14 protein-coding genes are annotated in these 16,802 nt (G+C 46.5%); 5 read left to right on the forward strand and 9 right to left on the reverse strand.

Annotation, left to right across the window (positions count from 1 at the left end; genetic code table 11):
• The first annotated feature begins 128 nt into the window (after positions 1–128).
• Positions 129–1,313, forward strand: coding sequence for a serine hydrolase domain-containing protein (locus L4C36_RS21425; protein ID WP_428479824.1), 1,185 nt, complete (start codon positions 129–131; stop codon positions 1,311–1,313).
• 80 nt (positions 1,314–1,393) lie between these two features.
• Here the strand turns inward: L4C36_RS21425 and L4C36_RS21430 are convergent, their stop codons facing one another.
• Positions 1,394–2,254: a hypothetical protein gene (locus tag L4C36_RS21430; protein ID WP_428479825.1), complete on the reverse strand. Its 861-nt coding sequence runs from the start codon at positions 2,252–2,254 to the stop codon at positions 1,394–1,396.
• Positions 2,255–2,608: 354 nt separating this feature from the next.
• Here L4C36_RS21430 and L4C36_RS21435 point away from each other — a divergent pair, with 354 nt between their 5' ends.
• Entirely contained in the window at positions 2,609–2,869 is a 261-nt protein-coding gene (locus L4C36_RS21435) for an alternative ribosome-rescue factor A (protein WP_428479826.1), read from the forward strand.
• A gap of 141 nt (positions 2,870–3,010) precedes the next feature.
• Here L4C36_RS21435 and L4C36_RS21440 read toward each other — a convergent pair whose 3' ends face one another.
• From L4C36_RS21440 to msrP, 4 genes are all read right to left on the reverse strand, one after another.
• Positions 3,011–4,417, reverse strand: coding sequence for an amidohydrolase (locus L4C36_RS21440; RefSeq protein WP_428479827.1), 1,407 nt, complete (start codon positions 4,415–4,417; stop codon positions 3,011–3,013).
• Positions 4,418–4,676: 259 nt separating this feature from the next.
• Entirely contained in the window at positions 4,677–5,297 is a 621-nt protein-coding gene (locus tag L4C36_RS21445) for a hypothetical protein (protein ID WP_428479828.1), read from the reverse strand.
• A 191-nt stretch (positions 5,298–5,488) separates the two neighbouring features.
• Entirely contained in the window at positions 5,489–6,178 is a 690-nt protein-coding gene (gene msrQ, locus L4C36_RS21450) for a protein-methionine-sulfoxide reductase heme-binding subunit MsrQ (RefSeq protein WP_428479829.1), read from the reverse strand.
• Positions 6,179–6,187: 9 nt separating this feature from the next.
• On the reverse strand, positions 6,188–7,201 hold the full coding sequence (gene msrP / locus L4C36_RS21455) for a protein-methionine-sulfoxide reductase catalytic subunit MsrP (RefSeq protein ID WP_428479830.1): 1,014 nt from the start codon (positions 7,199–7,201) through the stop codon (positions 6,188–6,190).
• 239 nt (positions 7,202–7,440) lie between these two features.
• Here msrP and L4C36_RS21460 point away from each other — a divergent pair, with 239 nt between their 5' ends.
• Positions 7,441–7,908: a hypothetical protein gene (locus L4C36_RS21460; RefSeq protein ID WP_428479831.1), complete on the forward strand. Its 468-nt coding sequence runs from the start codon at positions 7,441–7,443 to the stop codon at positions 7,906–7,908.
• A gap of 746 nt (positions 7,909–8,654) precedes the next feature.
• Positions 8,655–10,229, forward strand: coding sequence for a BCCT family transporter (locus L4C36_RS21465; RefSeq protein ID WP_428479832.1), 1,575 nt, complete (start codon positions 8,655–8,657; stop codon positions 10,227–10,229).
• Positions 10,230–10,301: 72 nt separating this feature from the next.
• On the opposite strand, the gene L4C36_RS21470 is transcribed toward L4C36_RS21465, so the two are convergent.
• The 4 genes from L4C36_RS21470 to L4C36_RS21485 all read right to left on the reverse strand — a co-directional run bounded on the left by L4C36_RS21470 (position 10,302) and on the right by L4C36_RS21485 (position 16,036).
• Complete coding sequence (locus tag L4C36_RS21470) at positions 10,302–11,894, reverse strand: sulfatase family protein (protein WP_428479833.1); 1,593 nt, start codon at positions 11,892–11,894, stop codon at positions 10,302–10,304.
• Positions 11,895–11,920: 26 nt separating this feature from the next.
• Complete coding sequence (locus L4C36_RS21475; RefSeq protein WP_428479834.1) at positions 11,921–13,114, reverse strand: anaerobic sulfatase maturase; 1,194 nt, start codon at positions 13,112–13,114, stop codon at positions 11,921–11,923.
• 276 nt (positions 13,115–13,390) lie between these two features.
• Positions 13,391–14,155 (reverse strand): 3'-5' exonuclease, encoded by a 765-nt coding sequence (locus L4C36_RS21480; protein ID WP_428479835.1) that lies wholly within the window; start codon positions 14,153–14,155, stop codon positions 13,391–13,393.
• A complete protein-coding gene (locus tag L4C36_RS21485) occupies positions 14,156–16,036 on the reverse strand; it encodes a DUF294 nucleotidyltransferase-like domain-containing protein (protein ID WP_428479836.1) in 1,881 nt (626 codons plus the stop codon).
• 173 nt (positions 16,037–16,209) lie between these two features.
• Between L4C36_RS21485 and L4C36_RS21490 the strand changes: the two genes are divergently transcribed.
• On the forward strand, positions 16,210–16,710 hold the full coding sequence (locus tag L4C36_RS21490; RefSeq protein WP_428479837.1) for a GNAT family N-acetyltransferase: 501 nt from the start codon (positions 16,210–16,212) through the stop codon (positions 16,708–16,710).
• Positions 16,711–16,802: the final 92 nt, after the last annotated feature.

Raw genomic sequence — 16,802 nt, forward strand, 5'->3', positions numbered from 1 at the left:
AGTATAAACAAAATAATACACTATTCATAAAGAAATAGCGTCTATTAACAATAGACGCTGAACAGGGCTGTTATATCGAGCTATATAAATAGCAGCATGCATTCTCATATGAGAGAGCGGGCGGAAGTATGGCAACAACTACGCTTAGTGGGGGTGTGGTTGGCAAGGTTAATGCGATGAAAGTGTGTCGAATGCGATGGGTGGCGCTGAAGCTGGGACTCGCGGTTATGGCCGTGGAAGCGGCAGAGCATGATGACATCGCTATCAACCTTGATCGCTATGTGAAACAAGCGGTAGAAAAAGGGTTACCCGGCGCATCGTTGGCCGTCATCATTAATGGTGATATTCGCTTACTCAGAGGTTACGGTGTCACTAAAGTGGGCGGTGATGAGAAAGTGAACTCCGCGACGGTGTACCCGCTGGCGTCAATTTCTAAAACGTTTGCCTCCGCCGCCGTGTCGATATTGGTCGATCAAGGGGTGATAGAGTGGGATACGCATGTTGTCCCTTACCTTGACGACGTCACGTTCAGCGACAAAACCCTCGGCAAAGCCGTCACGCTAAGGCATGTGTTGTCTCACACCAGTGGGCTAGTGCCCCAAGCGTATTCTGATCTGTTAGAAGACAATGTGCGATATGGCCGTATTTTACAAATGATGCCTCGCGTGAAGTTTGTCTGTGATCCCGGCAAGTGCTATGGCTACCAAAACATCGTGTATAACTTGGCGGCCGATATGCTGACGCTCGCCGCGGGGATGGATTATGCCACGTTCGTCCGAGAACAAATGTTTATCCCTCTCGGTATGCAGCACGCTTCCTATGGCTTAGATGGGTTGAAAGAAACGCAGAATAAAGTGACGCCCCATGTCAGGGTGAAAGCAGGCTGGGCTGCGGTAAAACCAGCACCGTATTATTATCGCGTGCCCGCGGCGGCGGGAGTGAATGCCAGTGCGCAAGATCTCGCCAAATGGATGTTGGCACAGTTTGGGTATTATCCGACCGTGTTGAACCCAGATTTACTCGCTATCATGCATAAGCCACACATTCGGGCAAATCAATACCGCTACCGTGCCAAACTTAGCAATGTGTATTACGGCTTAGGCTGGCGCACTTTTGATTACAAAGAGATACGTGGATTTGTACATCATGGCGGCTGGGTGAGAGGGATCCGCACTGAAATGCTGTTTAACCGTCACACCCAAACGGGCATGGTGTTTTTAACCAATAGCGAAACCGTGATAGCCCGCGAGATCGTACTGCGCTTTTTGGATTTGTATGCACGGTATTTTAAGCCAGCACCGTCAACACAATGATAGGCAGGGGGGATGTAAAGGGGGCTAACGTACTTGCGACGTGAGGTTGGCGTCGCAAGTCACAGGAATGATCGGCGTGTTTATTTACTCTCGTGAGACAGCGTTGCGATAGAGTGTTTGCGAGCCTGGCGTTTTTGCTGTCGCTTATTAATGCTCTTCATCCATTTGCCCGTCACTTTTTTCACCAGTGAAGATGGCTCTGCGATAATCCATTTCAATAAGTGGTATTTCACCAGCAAGCGGCGTTTTAGTGTCTGTTTTTTTGTTGGGTTGCGAGCTAAATAGCTGTAGTAACGCTCGATGGTACGGCGTTGACGCATAGCCTGATAAAACGTTGGTTCATTAATCGTATTGTTGATGAACGCTATGACCAGTGGCTTAAGTGCGCGGAAGTTGCTGATGCTCTCAATAACCTGATGACCCACACCGTATAATTTTAGCCACTGTGTGTGGGCTGGATAGCGTTTGGCATGTTCTGTGTCTTGCTGACAAAACGGGTCATAAATCACGGTGAATTGGCATGGATGATTAGGTGATACGGTTGGGGCACTGTCATGTAACAGGGGAGCGAACAGTAGGGCGCGATCAATCTGTAGTAATTGACTGAAATAGGTCACACCAAAACCACCCATACTGGAGCCATAGCCTAATCGCTCAGGGAAACGTTCGATCAACGGCTTCATTGATAATAAGTAGTGCGTTAGCTCGTCACACAGGTAGGAGTGATTTTCATCAATGGTGTTGATGGATAGAATATTGATATTGTTTTTTTTGAAAAACTCAATGCTCCAAGCCGACTCACCCGCATGCACTTGTGCTGAAGAGAGCTTCTTGCCAGCAGGGGCGAAGCTGATCACAAGGGGGTGATTGAAGTCTACAATGTGGAACTGAACAAGTGAACGGCCAATGGTTAAACGTGATGCAGTTTGGAACTCTGTCATAAAAGAATGCTATAGCTACAGGTAAGTCGGAGTAAGATTTTGATTAACAGCATGATAATTTGGCTATTAATATAAATAGTAGTAGCGGATATTAGCATTCAGTATGTGCAGTAAAGATGCTTTTTTGATAGTAGTGTCATTAAGTTGATGTGAGTGACTAAATCTTTGATCCTTATTCCATAAATGCATTGGTAGTGACACATTTTTGATCGTGATTTTTTATGTTTACTTAAAAATATCCCTTGTATCTGTTAACATCCCATTGTAGTTACAGGGGCTGTGCTTGAAAGCGGAACTAAGTAATTTAAGCTTTATAAGCGAATACAAACAATCAAAACCCAGTAGAGAGAACCTATGAGTAAAAAACGGCAAAAAGTGCACTCACAGCAACAGAGAGTGCAGCAGGAAGAAACCGTGTTGCAGAGCGTAAAAAAAGCTGTAACAACGGTGAATGACACCGAGTGTGGTCGTGGTGTGATCCGCGATAATGCATTGAAAGCAGTCGTAACCAGTGTGGTGTTTCGTACCCGCGTCGTTAAAGCGAAGAAAGGAAAGGGCAGTTTTCAGCGTAAAGATAAATATGCAGGACGAGAGTCCTATTCAATGGCGGCGTAGTCGACATTGCATAGGGCTTTTATCGAGCACCAGATTCATATGTCAAAAGCTCGGATATAAAAAATGCTGATGTAAAAAAGCCGCCTGTACAGGCGGCTTTTTTGTGCTTCTTGTTCAACGCATGGCGTTTACGTGCGTGGCTTATTGTACCACTTCACCGCTTTCTACCACGGTTTTACGCACTTTGTCTGCAAATGCCAAGGCTTCATCGCGGATCGCAGTTTCATCAACGGTCAGCATGTTGCGGTCTTGCATCAACACTTTACCGTCAACGATAGTGTGCTTCACGTTGGTCGCGTAAGCCGAGTAAACCAGTGCAGAGTACGGGTTGTAGACTGGTACCATGTTAGGTGCTTTGGTATCGACCACGATAATGTCAGCCAGTTTGCCCGCTTCCAAAGAACCGATCGTGTCTTCCATGTGTAGGGCACGTGCCGCACCAATGGTTGCCATTTCGATCACTTTTACCGGCGGCATTGCTGCGCGGTCTTTGTTGACCAGTTTGTGGACTTTTGCCACTTGGTTGAATTCATCGAACGTACTGATGGTGTTACCCGACATTGGACCATCGGTACCTAGACCGATACGCAGGCCATCATCAAACATCTTCAGAGCAGGCGATACGCCTTTCGCGGATTTGATGTTTGCACTCATGTTGTGTGCTACGCCAACATCGTGTTTTTTCAGTAGCGCGATGTCTTCATCATCGACGTTGATTACGTGTGCACCCACAAGATTCGGTGTCAGAGCACCAATCTCTGCCATGTACTCAACCGGTGATTTACCGCCACTACGCTCGGCAATCACTTGGTTTTCGCGCTCAGATTCTGCCAAGTGGATCATCACTGGCACATCGTATTTCAGTGACAGTTTAGTGATTTTTTGCAGTGTTTCTGTGGTGTTCGTATAAGGTGCGTGTGGGGCAAACGCAGGCGTAATACGCGGGTGATCTTTATATTCTTCAATAAAGTTTACCGCGTACTGGATACCTTCATCCGCATTTGCAGCATCAGCAACCGGGAATTTGATTACGGTTTCGCCCAATACGGCACGCATACCGATTTTATCAACGGTTTTTGCCACTTCATCTTCAAAGTAGTACATGTCGGCATACGTGGTCACGCCACCTTTTACCATTTCCACGTTACCCAGCTGCGCACCAATGCGTACCATGTCGCGAGAGACGAGCTTGCTTTCTAATGGGAAAATGTAGCGGTGAAGACGATCTGGCACATCGTCCGCCATTGAGCGGAATACGGTCATCGACACGTGCGTGTGCGTATTGATCAGACCCGGCATGACAATATCACCGTCTGCATCGATGATTGTCTCTGCTTGGTACTCTTTGATATCTGTCCCGTCGGTAACAGCAAAGATTTTGTTTTCTTTAACTGCAACCAAACCGTTCTCATACACCGTTTTATCGGCGTTCATGGTCAGTACAGTGGCGTTTTTGATCAACAGATCAACATTTTCAATGGCAAAAGCGGATGCACTAGACAGTGTTGCTGCCGCTAAAGAAACAGCAAGAAGGGTTTTCTTGAACATGAGTGACTACTCGACATCGATGGAATGGCGCAGATAATACCTAAAGGCGATGTATTGAAAATCAGTATTGCAATTCAGATTAACGAACTGTGATTGGTGTCACTCTATTGCTTTTTCTATCAAAGAAACAGCGCAATAATTCAGCATGTAAACGTTTGCCTCGGGGTGTTATCCCAGAATGAAGGCGGGAAAGGGTAATAAAGTGTGATGAGTATCCGTTTACTGAAAGTAAGTGAATATTAACGCGCCAAGGTGATGGCTACAGGGCGTAGTGAGACGTCAGTAGGATGTATTTATACACGATTTTCTCACCGTGATCGCGTCGAAGTGGGTGATGGATCGCGTGATAGCCTTCAGACAGGGATAACGTTGCCAGCTGTTGGGGTAAATGGGTCTCTGTGGCTTGCAGGCGGATCCCGTCACTCAGGTAGTCAACCGCATTATGCGGTAAGTGACCGAGCCACCAGGCCGGAATCTCTTTACTGGCTTTACTGCGATCAAACCAATGATCCGCTACCAAGACAATGTGATGAGGATGGTTTTCTGTTAAGCGAGTTTGTGTGTCTTTGATGGTGTTAATCAACGCTTGACGGCGTGCAAGGTTGGCACTTAATAGGCGGTGCGCAATCACCCAAACAGAAAACGTGGCGGTGTGAATATGAAAGACCGGTTGCGCTACCTTGTCGTTACCTTGACACTGGGTGACAGTCGCCACGATATCGGCTTGTTCTAATGTGCGGGTGATCCGTCGGCAAAGGGCCTTACCGAGGTGATTTTCTCGCATGCCGCGATTATGCACCGTAGGGTAATGTTGTTCACACAACTGCATACAATCAATCTGAAATTGTTCGATGCTGGTTGATAGATAGTCAGAAACCAAAGTTGCCCCGCCAAACCACAAAAGGGCTGAACGGTTAGCCCCTTTCAGCCTGCTGAGAATAGTATGCCTTTATGTCAAGGATATCAGTACATTGCTGTGATTTTTTAGAGGTGATATTTCAAAAAGTCAGCAGCGAATTTGCGTGGCTATCGTATCAGAAAAACGGTTTTCTTCTATCCTATTTCCATCAATTAGTGATCTTGGCGCTGCGTTGTGCGCCGTCTTGGCGTCAATACCGACAACCCTCGCAGAAATGTGCGATAACGTAATGCAAGTAAACCAAGGCTACAGGCTATATACAGTGCTGGCTCCAGTAAGCCTGATTTTACTGACCAGTAATAATGGATTGGCGCCAAAAGCACGGCCAGGTAAACCCAATTATGCAGTTTCTGCCAGTGTTTCCCCATTTTTTGTTGAATGGCGGATAACGAGGTGAACGCCAATAGCATTAGGATCAGCCAACTGATGGCACCTAATGACAGATAAGGGCGTGAGACAAGTTCAGAGGCCAATAATCCCCAGTCAAGATTGAGGTCAAGCACGATATAGCTGACCACATGCAACACCGCCCAGAAGAAACTGTATAGCCCCACCAAACGGCGCACCTTCATGAGTTGGCCTTGCTTTAATACTCTTGCTAAGGGCGAAATCATTAACGTTAGCAGCAAGGTGTTCAAGGCGGCTTTGCCGGTAAAGTGGTGTAATCCTTGTACGGGGTCTGCCCCCAGTCCGCCAGAAAAAGCCAGCCAAATCAATTGTGCGAAAAAGCCCAGCGAGATGGCATGGATCATCACTTTTAGCCAAAAAATATGCCGAGCTTGTAAGCGGGGTAGGCTACGACGCGATAACACACGCGGTTCTGCGGAATTCGATTGCGCCATCAGACACTCCTAATAGTTTTTGGTGAGATCCATGCCTTTGTATAACGACGCCACATCCCGCGCGTACCCGTTGAACATTTTTGTCGGTTGGCGGCGACTACTGAATAAACTGCCTTCACCGATGAAGCGTTCACTGCCCTGACTCCAACGGGGGTGGTCAACTTTGGGGTTCACATTGGCGTAAAAGCCGTATTCGTTTGGGGCGAGAATGTTCCAAGTAGTTGGCGGTTGTGTGCGAGTTAAGCGGATATTGACGATGGATTTGATGCTTTTAAATCCGTATTTCCACGGCACGACAAGGCGAAGCGGTGCCCCGTTTTGTGGTGCAAGGTTTTTCCCGTACAAGCCAACGGCAATCAGCGTTAGTGGGTGCATGGCTTCGTCTAGGCGTAAGCCTTCTACATACGGGTAATCAATGCCTCCGCCAAGGCGTTGGTTAGCCTGACCGGGCATTTGTTTGGGATCGTACAGGGTTTCAAAGGCCACATACTTGGCATCGCTGGTGGGAGACGCTTGTTTCAGCAGCGCTGCGAGGGGAAAGCCAATCCATGGCACATTCATGGACCACGCTTCGACACAGCGTAACCGATAGATGCGTTCTTCCAGCGGGAAACGCTTGAAAAGCTGATCATAATCGAGCGTCAGCGGTTGTCTGACAAGGCCGCCGACGTTGACGGTCCACGGATCGGTTTGGAAATGTTTTGCGCGTTCTGCAGGGTCTGATTTATCCGTGCCGAACTCGTAAAAGTTATTATATTTTAATATTTTGTCTTCGGGGGTTAACGACAAAGCAGCATTCGAGTACGTCGATGTGCGGCTCGTTAACACGCGGCGGTTATCCACAACCGGTTTATCGCCACCCGTAAACACATCAAACAGCCCCGCGCTGGCGGGAGAGGCGAGTGGCATGCCGACTAAGGTGATACCGAGTTTCTTTAAAATATCTCGACGCGCCCGATACACGGATTCAGGTGTCGCCTCATTGTCTTTGAGTGACCAGCGGTTAGATCGAAGTATTGGCATTGTCATCCCTTTTCTGTCTTGAATCGTGGCTTTGTTAGAGCATGCGTTATTGAAGCGTTGCTGATGTAGACCTGCACATCACGGAAATAATTTCAGCTAAGACGCTGTTTTGAGAGTCAGCGCACGTGTCATGTTTGTCGTACGTATTCTCTGAACGGTCGTTAATCTCTGAATTGAGGAAAAGTTATGGTAGTGTCTGCGCAGCCCAACAGTGAATGATGCAAAAGTGAAAAGCGACAATGAATGACTTTAATGCCAGTTTAGAATTACAACACATCTATTTAGAGGCGTATGCAGAACGGTATCATTCGTTACGGCAGTATTTTGAAGCGTATTATTGTTACCGAGAAGGCTTAGTGACCCGTCAAGGCAAGCCAGATTGGGAACAGATTTTTACCGTTGCCTCGCATTCTTTACAGGCGTTAACCTGTACGGATCGTAAACAGTTAGTGCGCGAAATGTGGTTACCAGTGGGTGTGTTGGAGGGGAAGCTGAAAGTCATGGTGCGTGATGATGTGCTCAGTATTGACGCCATTCAAACCCTGCTGGATGAACAACTACGCTATGTGATTGTGTCGCGCGCGCAATGGCAAATGCTCAAGCAAAAAGGGTGGGTAGACCAAATGCCAGCGGCGTATTATCAGCCGACCAGTCCGCACTATCAGAACGCGGATTACCGCTTTGCTCAATTGGGGATTACGTTTTAACCCATTTCTAAATGTTAATCTTCTTCCTAAAAAGACGGGCATCAGCCCGTCAACAGGAAGGTAAGTGTGTCATCGTTGTTGTTTTACCCGGCTATTTTTTCCTCAATTCTTCAATCCCTCTTTCTCTTCAGTTCGTCCTTTCTCTTTGTGGCTGACATTGCTCGTTCACACCGCTTGTTCACGCTGACAGCCTGCCTATACCGATTTTCACACTTATGCTGCGTGCGGCGAAATGGCTTCTTCGATGTACTTCTATCCTATGGGGGGAGTGTGGCAGGCATGTGTCGCCGTTGTGATCCGGTAATGACAATCCTTCGCTTTCCGTTGCGAGTAATGTCCCACATTCAGAGGGGGGATATTGTGGCAAAGAGATGAGAAAAGGAGGGAGGATGGATAGGCTACAATTAACACTGTTCCGATAGAACGCTGTAGAAACCTAAGAGAAAAACATTTCGATCACGAAATATTCCAACAAAAGTGCCTGGTCGTAATTTAAACAGAATAATGAGAAATTCGTCCAATTATTGCTCGTTTGATGTTGATTTATGGCGAAACTTGACATAGTGGTGCGTGAGGTGGTTTGATCTGCGCGTTGTTTAATTGATTACAGGGCTAAATATACTTGTTCGAGTGAAGAGTAAACGCATCATCTGTCTTGCAAGGAATGTACAACAGAGGCGACATCGAATTTCGGTGGTTTTCAGGTGGTGTATTCTCATCAACTCGTTATCAAGTGGGATGACATAATGAGTAAAATAGATAAATACAGTATTGATAATACCGACTATACGGTGGGGCAAGATAATGTCCAGAAATGGGGGTTTGATGTCCATAATCCCGTTTTTGGCACAAGTGCAGGTTTGATTGTGCTATTTTTGGTGCTTGCCTTAGTCAGCGATCCAACCACCGCGAAAACGGCGTTAGACGGCATCAAAAATAGCATTATTAATAATTTTGACACGTTGTTCTTGTGGGCGGGTAACATTTTTGTGTTGTTCTGCTTAGCGCTGATCGCGTCGCCTTACGGCAAAATCCGCATCGGTGGTGCTGATGCTCAACCGGACTATTCTCGCCTGTCTTGGCTCGCGATGTTGTTCGCTGCGGGTATGGGTATCGGGTTAATGTTCTGGAGTGTGGCCGAGCCGGTTGCGTATTACACTGGCTGGTATGAAACCCCGCTAAATGTCACCCCGTTTACGCCGGAAGCACGTGAACTGGCCATGGGCGCCACCATGTATCACTGGGGTTTACACCCATGGGCGATTTATGGTGTCGTAGCACTGTCATTGGCATTCTTCGCCTATAACAAGGGATTGCCACTGTCTATCCGTTCGATTTTCTATCCGCTGCTGGGCGATCGTGTTTGGGGTTGGCCGGGGCACGTTATCGATATCTTCGCGGTATTGGCGACTATGTTTGGTTTAGCGACCTCATTAGGCTTAGGTGCGCAGCAGGCCGCAAGCGGGATTAATCATGTGTTTGGTTTATCCGGCGGAATCGGACTGCAAGTCATCGTGATCATTGTCGTGACGCTGCTTGCCGTGATCTCCGTCGCCCGGGGTATTGATGGTGGGGTGAAACTGTTAAGTAACCTCAATATGCTGGTGGCGCTGGCGTTGCTTATCTTCGTCACCGTTGTAGGGTTCGCCGTGTCAATGGGGACCATTCCAACGACGATCGCTGGTTATGCAAAGAACTTCTTTGCGTTAAGTAACCCATATGGCCGAGAAGATCAGGCATGGTTGCATGGTTGGACGGTGTTCTACTGGGCGTGGTGGATTTCTTGGTCACCTTTTGTCGGGATGTTTATTGCACGCGTCTCGAAAGGCCGTACTATCCGTGAGTTTTTGGTGGCGGTATTGATTGTGCCGACCGTGGTAACAACACTATGGATGTCGGTATTTGGCGGGCAAGCGATTGATCAAGTGATCAACGGGGTCGGTGAGCTGGGTAAAAATGGCTTAACGTCTGTACCGCTTGCGATGTTTGAGATGTTTGAATCGTTGCCATTGAGCTCATACCTGTCTGTTGTGGCGATTTTGTTGGTGATGATTTTCTTTATTACCTCATCAGATTCCGGTTCGTTGGTGATCGATAACATTACTGCTGGCGGTAAAATTGAGTCGCCGATTCTTCAGCGTGTCTTCTGGGCGAGCATGGAAGGGGCGGTTGCTGCAGTGCTGCTCTACGTGGGCGGGACGCAAGCGATCGAAGCCTTGCAAGCAGGAGTTATTTCTACGGCCTTACCGTTTGTGTTCATTCTTTTGCTGATGTGTGTCAGCTTAATCATGGGGCTGCGAACAGAACGTTTTCGCAAATAAGTAGCTGAAAGTCAGTGTATGAATAAGCGCCTGTTATTCCCATAGTGAATAACAGGCGTTTTTTTATAGCGGTTATTTTACGGAGTTAAGTATAATATCATGATTGGTTTTGGCCCACTTATTAGGTTGTGGTTGCTGTTTAATCCAGCGGCCAAATTCAGATTTTAATTCTTTAACTTTTTCTGGATTATTGGCTAATACATTATGCTCTTGTTCGGGGTCATTCTTATAATTGTATAGCTCRAATTTTCCATCATGGAATTGAAGTGCCCATTGTTGGTCTCGAATGGCCCATTCAGGCAGGGAAACACTTTCTGAATGATGGTTGGTTGGGTAGACATCACTTGAGTAAGTAATAAATTTCCAGTAATCATTCCAGAATGTGCTATTTTCTTCACCGAAGTGCATTAATCGAGATCCGGCAAAGTAGAGGTAGTCATGTGCTTTATCTTCCTCGCCTTTAAGTACAGGAAGAATGTTTTTACCTGTGACATTTAACGCGTCAGGAATGCTGATATTTGCAACCGATAATGCGGTTGGTAAAATATCTAATGCAGAGATCATTGTATCGTTATTTTCAGAAGGTTTAATAACCCCATTCCAATGTGCAATGAATGGAATGCGAACACCACCTTGATAGCGCTGTCCTTTAAAGCCTCGATCCATACCATTCACCGGCATAGGTGATTCATGTACGGCACCATTGTCGGATAAAAAGAGAATAAGCGTATCATCATACATACCGAGCTCTTTTAATTTAGCGACAATACGACCTATCCCATCATCAGCGGCATTGAGATGAGCATAGTATTTGTCGGCTTCATGGTTGCCAGTGTCAAATTTCTCCATATAGACACGGGGTGCAACATCATCGAGTGGGATATGAGGGGCACTAAATGATAAGTCGATAAAAAATGGTTTATTGTTTTTATGTGATGCTTCAATGATATTGATAGTTTCTTGAGTGAAATTATGCGTTGTATAACCCGGTGAGACGACGTTTTCATGGTTTCTGAAAATTGATTTTGAATCGTACAGGGCTGCGCCTGACGTAAAGTAGGCATATGAATGTGTAAAGCCGCGATCTAAGGGGGAATGCCCAGCAACAGGGGTTTTAACCGCATTGTCGTGGTAGTCGCGTGTACGTTGATGAACACCTACACGTGCTGTGGTTGTTTTACCACTGTCATAAGCCCCGATAAATGCGGTGGTATAACCATTGTCTTTTAATAATTCAGGTAAGAATTTTACCTCTAGAGGGACTGCAGCGTGCCCAGCATCTTCATTGGTATAATTGCCAAATGACTCTGCATTACGTCCCGTCAGAATACCGGCGCGAGAAGCACTACATACTGGAGATGGAACATAAGCGTTCGTCATTCTAACGCCTGTATCGGCGAGTTCAGCAACGTTAGGCATTGCCTTTTTTGCTGCATCCATTAATTGATTGATATCGCCTTTGTAGCGTAGAGACTGTGGGCGTTGTGCCAGTTTCTTCGCATCAATCGACTCTAAATCGAAATCAAGTTGTCCCGTACCTAAGTCATCCATAATGATGACAAGAATATTAGGTTGTGTTGTATCAGTTGCAGCGTAACTGATCGCTGGCGATGTACATGCCGCTAAAGCGGCTGCAATCAATGTAGGTTTGAACAAACGGTTCATGAGGTACCTCAGTGTATAAAATGAGATCAAGACGATGTAAAGCTGGCCCAAATGGGCATGGCATCAGCGGCTTGACCACCGGAATGGAGTGACTCTTTCATCAAATGCATCACAGGTGCTGTGTGTTCAAATATCATCTGGTATGAAGAACACAGGTAATTTTGATATTTAGCGTTGTTTTCAATTGGCACAAAGCGATGTTTAGGGCATCCGCCAAAACAGAGCGCGAGATACGGGCACTGTTGGCACTTTTCCCCAACATCTTGTTTTTTATTACCAAATTCAATCTGTTGCTGACTGGTTGCGACATCAGTTAGCGTATTTGTTAGGACATTACCAATCTTATTTGATGGGTAGACATAGTGGTCACAGGAGTACACGTCACCGTTTGCTTCTACGACCATTGCGCTACCGCAATTCCTCGCTTGGGTACACACCGATGCAGGCCATCCCATCCAGGTAGATAAAATGCTGTCAAACATTCTTACGTAAATGGTGCCTACGTCAGATTCCATCCATTCATCAAAGACATCCGTCATAAATTGACCATAGCCCTGTGAGGGAACTGAAAAATCAGAGACAGTGCCATTTTCTGGTTGATAAGATATTGGATAATGATCTTGAATTTTTTCGACAATAGGAATGAATTGCATAAACTGAGAACCGAGCGCTTTTAATGCACGATAGGTTTCTTTTCCTTGATGCCAGTTTTTGTTATTGACTACGGTTAACGTATTAAACTTAACATTATATTTTTTGAGTAAATCAATACTTTGCTTTACGCGTTCAAATGTCGGTTGGCCATTTACAGATATTCTATATGCATTATGAATATCCTCTAAGCCATCAATAGATATGCCAAGTAAAAAGTCATGATCATGGAAAAATTGCGCCCATTGCTTATTGATACCGATTGAGTTTGTCTGAAAGGTATTTGTGATGATTTTTCCATTGGCATGTTTTTTTTGAAATTTCACCGCCTCTTTAAAGAAATCTAATCCTGCTAAAAGWGGTTCGCCACCTTGCCAGACAAAATTAATTTCATTACTGCTTTGTGATTTAATATAATTTGCAGTATATGATTCTAATACGGTTTTAGGCATAGATGACGTTGATTTATTCTGACTAAATAGGTAGTCTTCTTTTTCTAAGTAAAAACAATACGTACATTTTAAATTACAGCGAAAACTCGCTGGTTTTGCCATTATGTTGAAGTTCATGCTGTCACCTTTTGAAAACATGAGTACTTTATCAGCTGTAAATTATAAAAATGTCAAATCGATCACAAAAGTAAAACAGTGGTTTGTTTTTATAGATCTTTGGTTTTAATTTTGTGCTCTTTGTTCCTTTTTCAAGGGGAAGGTTTTGTTGGCGACATCATGGGAAATCAAGGTCTCGAACTCAAACGGGGAAGCAGATGATCGATCTCTGAATCAGGTGGTTCACTGATGTTCTGATGTTGATTAACGCAGTCGTTTCGTTAATGAAAGTACCGCCTATAACCAGACATGTGACAGTGGCGTATCGGGTGAAAAGTGGTACGCGATTTGTGCTTGCAGTAACTCGGCGGTGGCTAAGGCGTCAGTCAGGGCGTGATGGGGTTGGTATGCTGGTAGTCCGTAGCGACGGCGGGCTTTGGCCAGTCGCACAGAGCCCGGGCGGATCCCGCGAAGCCGATTAATCCACCCGCCGCAATCGCGCTGTTGAACGGCAGATTCAATGGCCAATGTATCAATCACAGGAAAACGGATCCCTTCTCCTAAACGGCTCAGTAGCGCCTGATTCATGAAGCTGCGTTCAATGTGCTGATAGTGCACAACGACGACTTTACCGGCCAGCGCATCAAGTACTTGCTCCAAGATAATCAACAGGTCAGGGGCGTTTTCCACTTCGGAATCCGTAATGCCGTGGATGACGACAGACGCTTCATTCAGTGGACGATTGGGATTGATGATCCAATGGGCGGATTCCCGACAGCGAATGCGTGACAGCGTAAAGGGCACCAACCCGATACTGATGATCTCGTCTTTTTGGGGATTCAATCCCGTCGTTTCAAAATCGAGCGCCACAAACTCCACCTGATCCAGCGGAGTATCGGCTGCTGCCATCGGGGTTTGGTAGTAATGCCGTAATCGCTCGTCTTTCGTTGTTTCTAATAACGTGTGAAAGAATGTTGGCCAGTTAGGTGTGGCACGGGTGTTTAAGTGTAAACTGGGCTTCTTACTGTGTGAGGTGGAAGCCGGTGGATGAAAAATAGACATTTACAAGCGGCCTCCCTGGTAGCGAAACTTAATGAAATTTTGCGCATTACTCAGAATTTGAAAAGCGGCTTTCAGATTGCGGCGTTCAAAATCAGACATGTTTTCAGGCTCAATGCTGTTATCGGCCTCAATGTCGGCTTCAATATCCAACGCCTGATGGCGGATACGTACCATGTAAATCAGCTCCATCGCATCGCGTAAATCTTGCCCTCGGCCTTTGGGCAAAATGCCGGCTTCAATCACATCATCTAACCGTTCAAAGGAATTCTGCGATCGTGAACCCACGGCGAGCGCATGGACGCGGATCAGATCCGCCAAGGGCGCGGTGCCTCGGCGTTTTAAATTGATTGAATTTTTATGGCGACCATCTTGTTCCATCACAAAGTCTTTAAAAAAGCCCAACGGTGGCGTGCGATTAATGGCATTACGGGCTAAACAGGCCAAGAAACGGTTGTTCTTACGGGCGCGGCGGATAATAAAACTGTTGAGTTGTTCGGCCCATTTTTCTCTGCCGTATACGCCATCGAGATCGAAGAAAATAGAGCTATTGAGCAAGGCTTGTGGTTTGGGGTCGTCAATCCAGTCAGCGAAACAATCCTCCCATTGGCTGCGGGTTTTACGCCATTGGGGATTTGTCGCCATGACATCACCCGTACAATAGCTGTAACCACACGCGGCTAACCCATCACAAATGAACGTGGCCAGTCTGAAAAAATAGTCGCCATGAATCGCTTCATCGTAACTGTCATCGAGGATCAGCGCATTGTCTTGATCGGTCACGATGAGTTGTTCATCCCTCGCCATAGAGCCCATCGCAAGCAAACAATAGGGGATCGGCGGGGGGCCAAATTGTTCTTCCGCCAGCTCTGCCAGTCGCTGTTTAAAGCTGCGACCAATGACGGACATGGCACTGCCGACCATGTGGGCGTTGGCATCTTCATTCACCATCCGCACAAAGCAGTGTTTTACCTGTTCGCTGACCAGTTGCAATTCTTCTACTGTGTGTTGCTGAAAGATGGTGCTGACGATGAGCAGGCTGTTTTGGGATTCATAGCGGACAATGTCAGTTAACCCAATAATGCCAAGCGGCTGTTTGTTTCGCAGTACAGGTAAGTGATGTACGTTGTAGCGCAACATCGTCAGCATGGCTTCAAACACATAGGCGTTGTGATCGAGTGAAATAAGCTCCGTGCTCATCACTTCTGAAACAGGGTGTGCAGTGTCTAACCCTTGTGCCAATACCCGTGAGCACAGGTCACGATCGGTAATGATACCGACCAGTGGGTCGCTGTCCTCGTCGTCACCATCATGCTCAGGATTGACGATCAGCAAGGCAGACACGTTCTCTTCGGCCATGAGTTGAGCGGCGCTTTGAATCGAGGCATCACAGGCAATCGTAATGGGATCGCGAGAGAGCAGTGTGCGCACTTTTGAGGTAGTAAGATCGTTTTCTGCCGCATGGGTGGACACCACGTTACGCAAACGGGCACTGTCTTCCACTTCGACAAAATCGGCGAAGGTATCAAATTCATCGCACAGCTGGACAAAAATGGCCTCAGGAATGCAGTAGACCAGCGTATCTTCAATGGCACGCGCCGACATGCGGACTTTGTTGCTCATGAGCAATCCCATCTGCCCAAAGAGGGCGCCTTCATCCATGCGGTTATACAGTTCCCCTTTACGACGATAAATTTCCACTGCGCCACTGCGGATCATGTACAGATCATGAATGCTGGCACCGGTGGTGAGGATCATGTGGTCAGCGCGGTAATAGGCAACCTCGACATTCAGCGCGATGTGTTGCAACGTCGCTTCAGGGAGCGCACTAAAGGGGGGATGCTGACTGATAAAACTCAGGATTTCTAGCTGTTCGGCTTCCATCTGGGTATCCGTGTTGTTCTGGCATACCAATAAGTATATGTAATAGGCATGAATGACGGCTGTCTGAATAATGACGGATCATGGTCTGCTGTGCGCGGTCTATTGTGCATTGTCCATTTGTGGTGAATGAAAAATACGGTAATGTAAGTGATTATCTTAAAGGGACGTCCACCATGCATATTCAATACTGTACTTATGCCGATCACGCGGAAGCGATGCTGGCCATTTTCAATGAGGCCATTGCCCATTCTACGGCGCTGTATGAATATGAGCCGCGCACACTCGCTGTGATGGAAAATTGGTTTCATGGCAAAACCAAGGGGGATTTCCCTGTTGTTGGCGCGTTTGATCAGCAGGGTAAGTTGATGGGCTTTGCGAGCTATGGCCGTTTTCGCGAACAGCCTGCGTTTCAATTTACGGTTGAAAATAGCATTTACCTCGATGCGAAATACCGGGGGAAAGGGGTCGCAACGGAGTTGATGAAAACCCTGATTGTATTGGCACAGCATCAAGGGTATCAAACCATGGTCGGTGCAATCGACTTAGAGAATATCGCCAGTTTACGGCTGCATCAAAAATTTGGTTTTGAAGAAGCGGGCATTATTAAACAAGCCGGTTTTAAGTTTGATCGCTGGTTAGATTTGGCGTTTTATCAATTACAACTCAATCCATAAATGCGCCATTTAGAGTGTGTTTAACGGCTGTTTGTCATGATTTCGTAAAAGAAGAGTAAAAAACACGCATTTAATTTGAAATAGGCATTAAA

The sequence above is a fragment of the Photobacterium japonica genome, assembly GCF_050337005.1.
In the GTDB taxonomy this organism is placed as follows: Bacteria; Pseudomonadota; Gammaproteobacteria; order Enterobacterales; family Vibrionaceae; genus Photobacterium; species Photobacterium japonica.

Bases quoted from the DNA above. Each gene is read 5' to 3' on its own strand.
- L4C36_RS21425 (WP_428479824.1), top strand. From the start codon at position 129: ATGGCAACAACTACGCTTAGTGGGGGTGTGGTTGGCAAGGTTAATGCG.
- L4C36_RS21430 (WP_428479825.1), bottom strand. From the start codon at position 2,254: ATGACAGAGTTCCAAACTGCATCACGTTTAACCATTGGCCGTTCACTT.
- L4C36_RS21435 (WP_428479826.1), top strand. From the start codon at position 2,609: ATGAGTAAAAAACGGCAAAAAGTGCACTCACAGCAACAGAGAGTGCAG.
- L4C36_RS21440 (WP_428479827.1), bottom strand. From the start codon at position 4,417: ATGTTCAAGAAAACCCTTCTTGCTGTTTCTTTAGCGGCAGCAACACTG.
- msrQ (WP_428479829.1), bottom strand. From the start codon at position 6,178: ATGGCGCAATCGAATTCCGCAGAACCGCGTGTGTTATCGCGTCGTAGC.
- msrP (WP_428479830.1), bottom strand. From the start codon at position 7,201: ATGCCAATACTTCGATCTAACCGCTGGTCACTCAAAGACAATGAGGCG.
- L4C36_RS21460 (WP_428479831.1), top strand. From the start codon at position 7,441: ATGAATGACTTTAATGCCAGTTTAGAATTACAACACATCTATTTAGAG.
- L4C36_RS21465 (WP_428479832.1), top strand. From the start codon at position 8,655: ATGAGTAAAATAGATAAATACAGTATTGATAATACCGACTATACGGTG.
- L4C36_RS21480 (WP_428479835.1), bottom strand. From the start codon at position 14,155: ATGTCTATTTTTCATCCACCGGCTTCCACCTCACACAGTAAGAAGCCC.
- L4C36_RS21485 (WP_428479836.1), bottom strand. From the start codon at position 16,036: ATGGAAGCCGAACAGCTAGAAATCCTGAGTTTTATCAGTCAGCATCCC.
- L4C36_RS21490 (WP_428479837.1), top strand. From the start codon at position 16,210: ATGCATATTCAATACTGTACTTATGCCGATCACGCGGAAGCGATGCTG.